The following is a 12,024-nucleotide window of genomic DNA, read 5'->3' as shown; positions in this document are numbered from 1 at the left end:
CGAACCCGACCACGCCGCCGCCCACCACCGCACCGCCACCGGTCGGCGGAACCTGGCAGGCCGGTACGTCGTACCAGGTCGGCAGCCAGGTGACCTACGGCGGGGCGACCTACCGCTGCCGGCAGGCGCACACCGCCATCGCCGGTTGGGAGCCGCCGAACGTTCCGGCCCTCTGGCTACGCGTCTGACCCCCGTCCCACGTGTCTGACCCGGCCCGAGGGGTCTGACCCAGCGCTCGGCGGGGCGTACCCGTCGCGGATACGGACCCGTACCCCCTGCGGGTCCGTATCCGCCACAGGTACGCCACCCGCATCCGACCTCAGGTGTCCACCGCGTACCGGAGACGAGGCTCATGACCGGCTACCGCCGTACCCTGATCGTCGCGACCCTGCTGCTGCTCGGCGGCTGCGCGTCCACTCCGGACGGAACCGGCGCCGCGCCCGCCGGTCCGGCGCCGGCACCGACCGGCTCCGCCGCACCGGCCCCGGCCGACGCGACCGGAGCCTTCAACGAGACCGACGTGATGTTCCTCCAGATGATGGTGACCCATCACGGCCAGGGCCTGGAACTGGTACGCCTGGTGGAGAGCCGGGCCCGGCGGACCGAGGTGAAGACCCTGGCCGCCGCGATCGACGTCACCCAGGACGCCGAGCGCGAGACCATGCGGAACTGGCTGACCGGCTGGGGCCGGACCACCTCGGCGGACCCGGACGCGCACGCGCACGCCGACCACGGCGGGCTGCCGGCCACCGGACCGAAGGAGATCGCCGCGCTGGCCCGCACCACCGGCACCGAGTTCGAGACCGCCTTCCTCAACCTGCTGATCGCGCACCAGCACAACGCCGTCGAGATGGCCCGGGTCGAAACCCGCTCCGGTGCCTACCCGGGTGCCCTCGACCTGGCCCGGAGGATCGACCTGTCCCGGACCGCGCAGATCAACCAGATGCTGGCGCTGCTTCCGCCGGCAACGCCGTAACGCGGTCCCGGCAACGCCGTAACGCGGTCCCGGCAACGCCGTAACGCGCTCCCGGCAACGCCGTAGCGCGGTGCCGTCGGTGCCGGGTCAGCCGGCGAGCGTCACCACCGTGCCGGTGCGGCGGGCCCGCTCGGCGGCCCACACCACGCGGTGGCCCGCCAGGCTCTCCCGGGCGTCGGAACTCAACAACGACTCGTCGCCGGTGGCGATCGCCGTCACGAACGCGTCGGCGAGTGCGTCGTCACCGCCGCCGTGACCGTGCGCCTGATCATCGGCACCGGTCTCGACCGTCCACACCTGTCCGGTGACGAAGTCGGAGACGGTCAGCCGGTGCCCGTCACCCTCGATCGCACCACGGGTACCGAAGATCCGGGTCTGCCGCCCGCTGTGCGGGGTGAAGGCGGTCACGGTGAACGAGGCGGTCCTACCGGACCCGAACTCCAGGTTCACCACCTGGTGGTCGACCACGTCGTTGTCGCTGGCGTACACGCACCGCCCGTACGGCCCGGTGCGCAGCGCGGCCCGTACGCCGGCCTCGGTGGGATCGTGCGTCACCGCGCCGAGCGGCCAGACCTCCCGACGCGGATCGCCCAGACAGGACAGGTAGAGCCGGGTCGCGGAGTAGGCGCAGTCCGGCTCCACCGGGCAGTCGAGGCAACGGTCGGTGGCACCGGCCGGCCGGTTCTCCGGGCGGAAGTGCGACAGCCGGCCGAACGAGGCGACCCGGGCCGGAACCTCACCCAGCACATGCATGATCCAGTCGATGTCGTGACAGGACTTGGTCAGCAGCATCGGGCCGGAGTCGTCGGTCCGGCGCCAGTTCCCCCGGACGTACGAGTGGGCGAAGTGCCACCAGCCGACCGGCTCCAGGTGCTGGACGCTGATCGGCTCGCCGATCCGACCCTCCGCGACAAGTTCCCGGATCCGGCGGGTGTACGGCGTGTAGCGCATCACGTGACAGACGGCGAGCATGGTCCCGGCCCGCTCCACCGCCTCGACGATCCGGAGACAGTCCGCCTCGGTCGTGGCCATCGGCTTCTCCAGCAGGATGTGGTAGCCGAGCCCCGCGAACCGCACCGCGGGTCGCGCGTGCTCGGTGTCCTGGGTCGCGATAACGACGCCGTCCGCGATCCGACCCGCCTCGGCCAGGTCCCGCCAGTCCGCGAAGACCCGTTCCGGCGCCAGGTCGAACTCGGCGGCGAACCGGGTTCGACGTACCGGATCGGGTTCGGCGACCCCGACGACGATCGCCCCGGTCGTCCGGGCCCGTCGGGCATAGCCCGTTCCGCGCAGCCCCGCGCCCGCCACGACGAGCGTCACTTCCGCCACCTGTACCACCTGCCCATCTCCGCCCATGATCCCATCGGGAGCCGGATCGACCCACCCGTGCTGTGGTTCACTGTTGGGCGGAGGACGGGAGAGGAGGCAGCCGTGCAGCTACCGGCGGTGCTCGGCGAGCCGATCCGGTTCGTGCTCAACTGGGGGCGGCGCTACTCGCTCTGGGTCTTCAACTTCGGGCTGGCCTGCTGCGCGATCGAGTTCATCGCGACGAGCATGGGCCGGCACGACTTCATCCGGCTCGGCGTGATCCCGTTCGCGCACGGGCCGCGCCAGGCCGACCTGATGGTGGTCTCCGGAACGGTCACCGACAAGATGGCGCCGGCGATCAAGCGGCTCTACGACCAGATGCCCGAGCCGAAGTACGTCATCTCGTTCGGCGCCTGCTCGAACTGCGGCGGGCCGTACTGGGACTCGTACTCCGTGACCAAGGGCGTCGATCAGATCATTCCCGTCGACGTCTACGTTCCGGGCTGCCCGCCGCGCCCGGAGGCGCTGCTGCACGGCATCCTCCGCCTCCAGGAGAAGATCGCCGCCGAGCAGTCCGGAATCGGCGGCGTCGCCCGGCCCGACCCGCTGGAATCGCCGGCCGACCGGGCCGGTCCGCCGTCCGGGCGCAGCGTCGAGTCGCTGACCGCCGCCCCGGTGGCGCCGCCCGCCGGAGACCGCTGACCCGGCGTTCCCGGTGGTGTCTCCGGTCGGAATTGGCAGGTTGACCGATTGAGTCCTTGCGACACCCGTCCTGCGGTTACTCTCGCGACTCATGAGACTGCGCAGAGTTATTGGGGCGGCTGGGGCAGTTGTGGCGATCGTCGCGACGACGACGGCCGGCCCGGCGGTGGCCGTACCCGTCGGTTCGGTCGTTGCGGCGGCCTCCACCGGCTACATCGGAGTGGTCGGCGACGAGTCCGGCCAGCCGGTCGCCGGGGCCTGCCTCACCCTGCTGCGCAGCGAAACCGAGGAGCAGGGCCGGTTCTGCGCCGACGCGCAGGGGCACTACGCCATCAGCGGCGTTCCCACCGACACCGGCTACCGGGTCCGGGTGACCGCGCCCGGTTACCGGACGCACTGGTGGCCCGACGCGCCCGACCACCTCAACGCCGAAACCGTCTGGGTCCCCGGGACCAGCCTGGTGCGGCGGGACGTCACCGTCGGGCGGGGTTCCGGCACCATCCGGGGCCGGATCGTGGACGACTCCGGCGCGCCGGCCGAGGCCACGGTCAGCATCTGGGCCACCGACCGGGACTGGCGGGTGTTGGCGTACACGACGCCGGGCGGGGACGGCCGGTACGAGATCGCCAACCTGCCGCCGGGGCGGTACCAGGCCGCGCTTTTCAATGACGTGTACGGCAACCAGTGGATGCCCGGCAGCCAGGACCGGACCGCCGCGTCGGCGTACCCACTTGCCGACGGGCAGACCCTGGTGCTGGACGAGCGCTGGCTGCCGCTCGGCACGGTCGAAGTGCGGGTGACCGACACGGTCACCGGGCTGGGCGTACCCCGGCCGTGTGCCCGGATCGACACCCCGCTGCGGACCGTGGCCGCCTGCGGTGCCGCCGGCCTGGTCCGTCTCGGGCAGGTACCGCCGGGCCGCTGGGCGGTGGCCGTCGACGCCGTACCCTCGCACTTCGCGCCCGACCAGCCGGTGCCCGTCGACGTCGTCCGGGGCGCGGTCGCCCCGCTGGCCGTGGAGTTGGCGGCCGGCGCCGGGGTGACCACCACCGTGCGGGACGCGGCGACCGGCGAACCGGCGGACCGGGTCTGCGTCCGGCTCGTCGCGCCGAAGTGGGGTGGCCAGCCCACCGGCCAGGGCGGCTACTGCTCCGACGAGACCGGACGGCTGGCGATCGGGCCGTTGACGACCTCGACCACCGCCCAGCTCTACGCGTACCAGGCCGTCGACCCCTACGATCCGCCGGCCCGGCGGTACGGCGCCCAGTGGGTCACCGCGAACGGCGGCTCGGGGGACCAACGCGCCGCGCTCCGGGTGGCGATCCGGACGGGTACGACGGTCGCCATCGCACCGATCCGGATGGACCCGCCCGGCGCCGTCAGCGGAACCGTCTCGGACGCCACGACCGGGGCGCCGGTGCCGGGCGTCTGCGCCCACCCGTACGCCTTCCGGCCGGACCAGGGGCCGGGGCACGGTCGGCACTGCTCGGCGGCGGACGGCCGGTACACCATCGACGACCTCGGCCCGTACCGCTGGCCGGTGCAGTTCGTGCCGGCACCGGGCAGCCGGTACGCCTGGCAGTGGTCCGGCGACGTGGCCGACCGGTTCAGCGCCAGCCTGGCCCGGGTGCCCGCCGGCGGCACCGCCACCGTGCCCGCCCGACTCGTCACCGGGGGCACGCTGGCCGGCACGGTCACCCGGAACGGCGGTCCGGCCGGTTCCGGGTACGTCTGGACGTACCACCGCCGAACCGGGGACGTCGCCGGGGCGGGGCCGGCGTACCTCCGGCCGGACGGCGGATTCGTCCTGCCCGGCCACCGCACCCAGGAGGTGTACGTCGAGTACCGCGACCCGACCACCACCTGCTGGTACGGCACCCCGACGGTGCCGCCGCTCGCGACGGCGGTCGGGGTGACCGCCGGAGGCACCACCACGGTGGCGATGGACCTGACCGCCAGCTGCGCGCCCCGACCGGCTGGTTAGCCGCGCCGAGACCGGCCGGTCAGCCGCGACACGGTCGGCTGGTCAGCCGCGCCGTGACCGGCCGGTCAGCCGCGACACGGTCGGTCGGTTAGCCGGGCCACAGCCGCTGGTGGTGCGGCGGGTCTAACCTGCGGATCATGACCGACAACACCGAGCGGCGAGCGGAATGGCTGGTCGACGTCCTGATCGCCGAGTTCGGCGAATCCATGACCATCGATCCGGCCGCGTTCCGGCGCAAGTTCCGCAAGATGGCCGCCTCGCCGTTCGCCTTCTACCGGGGCAGCGCGTCCGTCTTCTACGCCGACCTCTCCGGCGAGTTCGCCGACGACCGGTTCCTCGACGCCCGGACCAGCCGGGTCTGGATCCACGGCGACCTGCACGCCGAGAACTTCGGCACCTACATGAACGGCTCCGGCCAACTGGTCTTCAACGTCAACGACTTCGACGAGGCGTACGTCGGGCCGTTCTCCTGGGACCTGAAGCGGTTCGCGGCCAGCGTCGCCCTGCTCGGCTACGGCAAGGCGCTCTCCGACACCGCGATCGGCGACCTGGTCACCCGGTTCGCCACGGCGTACCTGACCGAGCTGCGGGCCATCGCCAGCGGCGGGGACGACGCGATCGGGTCGATCATGCTGGACAACGCCGACGGTGTACTGCGCCGGGTGCTCCAGCAGGCCCGGCTCAGCACCCGGGTCGACCTGCTCGCCTCCCAGACCACCATCGACCAGTACGAGCGGCGGTTCTCCCTCGGCGACGGGGTGTACGAGGTCGACCGCGAGGTCCGGGCCGCCGTGATCGAGGCGTTCGAGCGGTACCTGAACACCCTGCCGCCGACGACCGCCGACGTCCGGCCGGTGGCCGCGCAGATCAAGGACGTGGTGCTGCGCAAGGGCGTCGGGATCGGCTCGGCCGGGCTGCCGTCGTACAACCTGCTGCTGGAGGGGCACACCCAGGCGCTGGAGAACGACGTGGTCATCTACATGAAGCGCGCCCAGGTGCCGGCGGTGGCCCGGTACGTCGACGACGAGGGCGTCCGCGCCTACTTCCGGCACCAGGGCCACCGTACGGCCGAGTCGCAGCGGGCGTTGCAGGCGCACGCGGATCCGTGGCTGGGCTTCACCGAGCTGGACGGGCACGGCCAGCTCGTCGCCGAGGTCTCCCCGTACGCCGCCGACCTGGACTGGTCCGACGTCAACGAGCCGGAGGAACTGGCCGGCGTCCTCGGTGACCTCGGTCGGGCGGTGGCCCGGATGCACTCGGTGGCCGACGACGAGTCGAGCCACGACCTGGTCGACTTCTCCACCGAGGAGGCGATCGTCGCCTCGGTCGAGACCGACGAGGACGGCTTCGTGGCGCACCTGGTCGAGTTCGCGCACGCGTACGGGGCACGGGCCCGGCAGGACCACCAGATCTTCGTGGACCTGTTCCGCAACGGCCAACTGCCGGGGATCTGAGTTCAGTTCCGGTGCCGCTGGTGCCGCTGGGGTCGCTGGGGAGCATTTCCGTCGGTCGCGCTCGCTAGGCTTCGGCCGGAACGTGCACCGATCGGATCTGCACCGGTCGGGGTGCAACGGCGATCGGATCTGCGGCGGCGGGACGGGGGCGACGTTGTTCGCGGGACTGGACGAGATCGACTGGGCGTCGATGAACCACGCGTACGGGCCGGCCGTCGAGGTGCCCGAGCTGCTGCGGGGACTGGTCAGCGACGACCCCGCGATCCGGGAGACGGCCCTCGACGGGATGGACGGTGCGGTGCACCACCAGGGCGACGTCTACGAGTGCACGCTCGCCTGTATCCCGTACCTCTTCGAGGCGGCCACCCGGCCGGGTGGACCCGACCGGGGCCCGATCGTGACGCTCCTCGCCAGCATCGGCTGTGCCGAGGTCGACGACCTGGCGGAGCTGACCAGGTCGCTCGAGGCCGACGCGGACAAGGCCGACGCGGATGCGGACGAGGAGGACTGGGCGGCCAACTACCGGCGGGCCCAGTCGGCGGTCGCGGCCGGTTATCCGGTGTTCCTGCGGCTGCTCACCGACCCGGACCCGGAGGTCCGACGGGCCGTGCCCGAGGCGCTGCTGGTGTGCCGGGCCGAGGCGTCCCGGGTGCTCGACACGCTCCGGCGGCGGCTGCCGGTCGAGCCGGATCCCGAGGCCCGGACCGCCCTGGTCGAAACGGTCGGTACGCTCGTCCGCCGGGTCGCCGCCGGCCATCTGACCACCGTGGACGAGCCGGAGTTGCGTGCGGCGACGGAGTGGCTGGTCGGCCTCGTCGGCGGCTCGGCCGATTCCGGGGCGGGCGGTCGTGCCGAACCGTCCGTCGGCGGCGATCACGTCGATCCGGCGCTGCGGCTCACCGCGCTCACCGCCGTCAGCAGCGGGATGCCGGCGATGTTGCCGACCGATCTGGTGCCGCGCGCCCTCGCCCTGCTCGGCGCCGCGTACCAGCCGGACGGGCCGGTTTCCGAGCCGGCCGGGTTCCACACCGACACCCTGCGCGGTGCCGTACGCGAGCTTCGGGAAGCCGATGTCGCCGGTCGGCACAGCCCCCGGCTCGGACCGGTCGTCGGCGACCTGAGCCGGGCCCTCGGCGACCGGGTGCCGGACCGGATCCAGCTCCTCGACACCCTGCTCCGCGCGTCGGACTGGGAATGTCGGCTGGACGCGGTCCGGGCCGCCGGCAATCTCGTCGGCGGCTGGCGGGGCGACTACCGGGAACTGGTCGCCGCGATCGGCCGGCAGTTGCTGGACCCGAATCCACGGCTCTCCCGGGCAGCGAGTCGGGTGCTCGTCCATCTCGGCGAGCTGAACAGGCCCGTGGTCGACGTGCTCGCCGAGAACGTGGCCGGCGCGGCACCCGAGGAGTCGCACCGCCACGGCGCCGGCCCACCCGCCTGGATCACGGTGTGGCCGAGCCACGCGCCCACCATCGGCGACACGCTGAACGCCCTCGCCCGGCTCGGCGACCCACGGGCGGTGCCGCCCCTGCGCTGGGCGTTGGCGCGCGACGATCCGCCGAAGGACGTCGGCGCGGCGGTGAGTTCACTCGGTCCGACCGCCGTCGCACTGCTGCCGCTGATCCGGCACCAACTGCGCACCCTCTCCGAGACGGCCGCCGACCTCGCCACCCGCCGCCAGGACCTGGCGCGGGCGGTGTGCAGCTTCGGCGCTGCCGGCGCGGCGGCGCTGCCGGAACTGCTGCCGCTGGCCACGCACGAGTACATGATCCGGCCCATCGGGCGGCTCGGCCCGGCCGCGCGGGACGCCGTACCGGTGCTGCGACCGCTGCTGGACGCTCCGGAACGGCGCCTGGCGCTCGCCGCCGTATCGGCGCTGTACCGGATCACCGGAGATCCGGCGCCGGTGCTGCCGGTGCTCGGCCGGTTCCTCGACGCCACCGGGTACGACGCGACGGCCGCGGCCGACGAGATCGCCGAGATCGGGCCGGCCGCCGCCGGGCATCTTCCCCGGCTCGGCGCCCTGCTGGCGGAGCCGGATCCGCACGGTTGGCTGCACCTGAGCGCCGCGCGGGCACTCTGGCGGGTCGCCGGGGACGCCGACGCCGTCCTGCCGGTGCTGACCGGGCTCTGGGACCGCAACCCGTACACCCGGACGGCGGTGGCGACGATCTGGGCCGAGATCGGCCAGCCGGCCGGCGCCGCGTTGCCGTTGCTCCGGGCCGAGCAGGCCCGGCCCCGCCGGCACACCGCGCGGGACAACGGCTGGAGCGACAGTCAGGTCACCGAGGACGAGGAACTGTTGCGGGTGATGGCCGGTACGGTCGACGCGCTCCAACCGGCCGGTGGGTGACCCGGCCGGGCCCGGCGGTCACCGCTCGAATTCGAGGACCACCTTGATGTCATCGGGCTCGGGGCTGTACGCCTTTGACCACTCGTCGATCGGAACCCGTCGAGTGATCATCCTGCTGAGCCAGTCGGGATCGGCGGCGGCCAGCGCCTCGGCGGCCAACTCCCAGTGTCGGCGGTTGGCGTTGACGGTGCCGAAGACGACGTTGTTCTCCAGCACCAGCGCCCGGTTGAGCGCGCCCGCGTCGAAGTCGATCGTCCGGCCGCCGGAGGAGACACCGGTCAGGCAGACGATGCCGTTCGGCGCCGCCTGACACATCGAGTCGAGGACCACCGGTGGAGCGCCGGTGCACTCCAGCACGATGTCGAACTCGCGCCCCAGTTCGTGGACGGTACCGGTGTGGAACCGGGCGCCGAGTGCTTCCACCAGGGCCGGCTTCTCACCGTTGGCCGAGCGGTTCAGCACGTGCACCTCGAAGCCACGCTGCGCGGCGAGCAGGGCGGCGAGCAGACCGATCGGCCCGGCACCGGCGACCAGTACGGTCTTCGGCTCCCAGTTGGCGCGGCCACCGATCCGTTCGATGTGCTCCCATGCCTTCGCCACCACGCTTGTCGGTTCGAGCAGCATGCCCAGCTCGGCCAGCTTCGGGTCGAGCCGTACGGCGAACTTCGGCGGAATCCGCCACCGGTCCCGGGCGAAGCCCTGCAACCCCTTGATGCCGTGCTCGGTGTACTGGCCGTTACGACACATGTCCCATTCGCCGACGGCACAGTTGGTGCAGGGCACCGGGTCGGGGTAGCGCACGATCCCGGCGACCAGGTCGCCCGGGGACAGCGCCCCGGTGGGGTCGTCGACGACCCGCCCGAGCGACTCGTGCCCGAGTACCAGGTCGGTCGAGCCGGGCGCGGCCTCGCCGTACTCGCCATTGATGATCTCGTGATCGGTCCCGCAGACGCCGACCGCGATCGCCTCGACCAGTACCGCACCCTCGTCGGCATCCGGCTCGGGGAAGTCCTCGACCAGTCGTAACGAGTTGGGTTTACCCGGAGTAACGGTTATCGCGCGCACCTGAATCATTCTTCCCTGCCGACCCCTCCGGTACGCCTGAACCGAGGCTTTGCGGCACGACAATCTGTGCGGCGCCGGCCGGGGTCGGGGGCGATCCGGACCGGCTCCGCCGGTCGATGGCCGGCGACGTCCGGGCCGGATGGCCATAGGATCGCGGGCATGACGCCGGAACAGGTCGGTAACCGGTTGGCCGCCCTGCTCGCCCAGCCGGGTGAGAAGGAGGAGACACCCGCGGCCCCGGACCCGGCGCCCGCCGGGCCCGCCGTGGGCGCCCAGACGCCGCTGACCGTCGATCAGGTGACGGTCGACCAGTCCGGCGGCCAGGTGACGGTCGACCAGTCCGGCGGCCAGGTGACCGTCGGCCAGTCCGGTGGCCAGGCGTACGCGCGGGCGACCGTGGACGTTCCGCCGGCCAGGTGGCGGGACACCGTCCGGGCCGCCCGGGACGATGCCGAACTGGCCTGCGACTTCTTCGACTGGCTCTCCGCTGTCGACGAGCTGGCGGACGGATTCGACGTGGTCGTGCACCTCTGGTCGACGACGCAGCGGCACGGCGTACTGCTCCGGACCCGGGTGCCCCGGGACGCCGCCACGATCCCGTCCGTGGTGGACCTGTTCCCGGGGGCGGGCTGGCACGAGCGGGAGACCCACGAGATGTTCGGCATCGACTTCGAGGGACACCCCGGCCTCGCCCCGCTGCTGCTGCCGCCAGAGTTCGAGGGGCATCCGCTGCGCAAGGAGTTCGTCCTCGCCTCCCGGGTCGCGAAGGCCTGGCCGGGCGCGAAGGAGCCCGGCGAGTCCGAGGCCGGTACGACGCGCCGGCAGGCGATGCGGCCGCCGGGCGTACCGGCTCCGGGCGAGTGGGGCCCGGCGGCGGCCGTACCCGGAACCGAGAGCCCACCGGAGCGACCCGCCCGGCGCCGTCCCACGGCCGGCCCACCCGGACGCCCGGAACCGAAAGCGGAACCGGAGGCGAAGCCGGCGCCGCCGGTTCAGCCCGGCGCGACCGACGGCAGCGGAGGTTCGTGATGCCGCTCTGGCTGGAGTTGCTGATCCGGATCGGCGGGGTGGTCGCGGCGTTCCTGGTGCTGCCGCTGGTCGTCGGACAGGCCGAACACAAGGTGATGGCGCACATGCAGGGCCGGCTCGGCCCGATGTACGCGGGCGGGTTCCACGGCTGGGCCCAGCTCATCGCCGACGGGATCAAGTTCGTGCAGAAGGAGGACATCACGCCCCGCGAGGCGGATCGGGCCGTGTTCCGGCTCGCTCCCGTGGTGGCGCTGGTGCCGTACCTGCTCGCCCTGCTGGTCATTCCGCTCGGCCCGAACGACCTGGTCGGGCAGCCGCTGGACATCGGGCTGTTCTTCGTGCTCGCGGTGGTCGGGATAGGGGTCGTCGCCGTACTGATGTCGGCCTGGGCCTCGGCCAACAAGTACAGCCTGCTCGGCGGGATCCGGGGCGCCGCGCAACTGCTCGGCTACGAACTGCCGCTGGTGCTCGCGGCGGCCAGCGTGGCGATGGCCGCCGGTACGTTGAGCCTGCCCGGCATCGTCACCGCCTGGGAGCCGTGGTGGCTGCTCTGGCAGGCACCAGCGATGATCGTCTTCTTCGTCGCCGGGCTCGCCGAGATCCGCCGCCCCCCGTTCGACATGCCGATCGCCGATTCCGAGCTGGTCTTCGGCTACATGACCGAGTACACCGGCCTGCGGTTCGCGTTCTTCCTGCTCGCCGAGTACGTCGGGATCGTGGTGATCGCCGCGTTGACCACCGTGCTCTTCCTCGGTGGCTGGCAGGGCCCGTTCGGCGACGAGTACCTCGGCTGGCTCTGGACCCTGATCAAGGTGTTCCTGGTCTCGTTCGTGATCATCTGGTTCCGGGTGACGTACCCGCGCCTGCGGGAGGACCAGTTGCAGCGGCTCTGCTGGCTGGTGCTGGTGCCGGTGGCGCTCGGCCAACTCGTCCTGACCGTCGGAGTCAGACTGGCCCTGGACTGAGAACCCCCGCACGACCGCTGACCGCTGTCCGGTGACCGCTGTCCGGTGACCGCTGTCCGGTGATCCGGGACCCTGGAGTCGGACCGTCGTTGCCGCGACGGTCCGACTCCAGGGTCCCGGATCTCGCCTGTTCGGTCCTGGGAATCAGGGGGATGGTCCTGGGAATCAGGGGAATCAGGGGGATCAGG

Annotated in this window: 9 protein-coding genes and 1 pseudogene; 8 read left to right on the top strand and 2 right to left on the bottom strand. The window is 72.5% G+C overall.

Annotation, left to right across the window (positions count from 1 at the left end; all coding sequences use genetic code 11):
• Together I0C86_RS33720 and I0C86_RS33715 are read left to right on the top strand one after the other, a co-directional pair.
• The coding region (locus tag I0C86_RS33720) for a carbohydrate-binding protein (RefSeq protein ID WP_323373999.1) at positions 1 to 188 on the top strand (188 nt) is incomplete at its 5' end.
• A gap of 164 nt (positions 189 to 352) precedes the next feature.
• On the top strand, positions 353 to 976 hold the full coding sequence (locus I0C86_RS33715) for a DUF305 domain-containing protein (RefSeq protein WP_196205355.1): 624 nt from the start codon (positions 353 to 355) through the stop codon (positions 974 to 976).
• 87 nt (positions 977 to 1,063) lie between these two features.
• Here the strand turns inward: I0C86_RS33715 and I0C86_RS33710 are convergent, their stop codons facing one another.
• The gene (locus tag I0C86_RS33710) at positions 1,064 to 2,305 is read right to left on the bottom strand and encodes a Gfo/Idh/MocA family protein (protein WP_323373998.1); all 1,242 of its coding nucleotides are present in this window, start codon (positions 2,303 to 2,305) and stop codon (positions 1,064 to 1,066) included.
• Positions 2,306 to 2,407: 102 nt separating this feature from the next.
• Here I0C86_RS33710 and I0C86_RS33705 point away from each other — a divergent pair, with 102 nt between their 5' ends.
• The 4 genes from I0C86_RS33705 to I0C86_RS33690 all read left to right on the top strand — a co-directional run bounded on the left by I0C86_RS33705 (position 2,408) and on the right by I0C86_RS33690 (position 8,777).
• Entirely contained in the window at positions 2,408 to 2,986 is a 579-nt protein-coding gene (locus tag I0C86_RS33705; protein ID WP_196205353.1) for an NADH-quinone oxidoreductase subunit B, read from the top strand.
• 91 nt (positions 2,987 to 3,077) lie between these two features.
• Complete coding sequence (locus I0C86_RS33700; protein WP_196205352.1) at positions 3,078 to 4,970, top strand: carboxypeptidase-like regulatory domain-containing protein; 1,893 nt, start codon at positions 3,078 to 3,080, stop codon at positions 4,968 to 4,970.
• Positions 4,971 to 5,107: 137 nt separating this feature from the next.
• The gene (locus I0C86_RS33695) at positions 5,108 to 6,424 is read left to right on the top strand and encodes a DUF2252 domain-containing protein (protein ID WP_196205351.1); all 1,317 of its coding nucleotides are present in this window, start codon (positions 5,108 to 5,110) and stop codon (positions 6,422 to 6,424) included.
• 82 nt (positions 6,425 to 6,506) lie between these two features.
• Entirely contained in the window at positions 6,507 to 8,777 is a 2,271-nt protein-coding gene (locus tag I0C86_RS33690; protein WP_196205350.1) for a HEAT repeat domain-containing protein, read from the top strand.
• Positions 8,778 to 8,795: 18 nt separating this feature from the next.
• Here I0C86_RS33690 and I0C86_RS33685 read toward each other — a convergent pair whose 3' ends face one another.
• Positions 8,796 to 9,842 carry a glucose 1-dehydrogenase gene (locus tag I0C86_RS33685; protein ID WP_196205349.1) on the bottom strand — a complete coding sequence of 349 codons (1,047 nt, stop codon included), beginning with the start codon at positions 9,840 to 9,842 and terminating at the stop codon, positions 8,796 to 8,798.
• A 297-nt stretch (positions 9,843 to 10,139) separates the two neighbouring features.
• On the opposite strand from I0C86_RS33685, the pseudogene I0C86_RS33680 reads away from it, so the two are divergent.
• Both I0C86_RS33680 and nuoH read left to right on the top strand, forming a co-directional pair.
• Positions 10,140 to 10,736, top strand: a pseudogene (locus I0C86_RS33680) (NADH-quinone oxidoreductase subunit C); the annotation flags it as partial.
• 134 nt (positions 10,737 to 10,870) lie between these two features.
• On the top strand, positions 10,871 to 11,836 hold the full coding sequence (gene nuoH / locus I0C86_RS33675) for an NADH-quinone oxidoreductase subunit NuoH (protein ID WP_196205348.1): 966 nt from the start codon (positions 10,871 to 10,873) through the stop codon (positions 11,834 to 11,836).
• Positions 11,837 to 12,024: the final 188 nt, after the last annotated feature.

The organism is Plantactinospora alkalitolerans (genome assembly GCF_015690345.1).
Classification (GTDB): Bacteria; Actinomycetota; Actinomycetes; order Mycobacteriales; family Micromonosporaceae; genus Plantactinospora; species Plantactinospora alkalitolerans.
This window is presented reverse-complemented; position numbering and strand designations above follow the sequence as displayed.

Coding starts and splice junctions, on each gene's coding strand:
- nuoH (WP_196205348.1), top strand. CDS start 10,871: ATGCCGCTCTGGCTGGAGTTGCTGATCCGGATCGGCGGGGTGGTCGCG.
- I0C86_RS33695 (WP_196205351.1), top strand. CDS start 5,108: ATGACCGACAACACCGAGCGGCGAGCGGAATGGCTGGTCGACGTCCTG.
- I0C86_RS33700 (WP_196205352.1), top strand. CDS start 3,078: ATGAGACTGCGCAGAGTTATTGGGGCGGCTGGGGCAGTTGTGGCGATC.
- I0C86_RS33715 (WP_196205355.1), top strand. CDS start 353: ATGACCGGCTACCGCCGTACCCTGATCGTCGCGACCCTGCTGCTGCTC.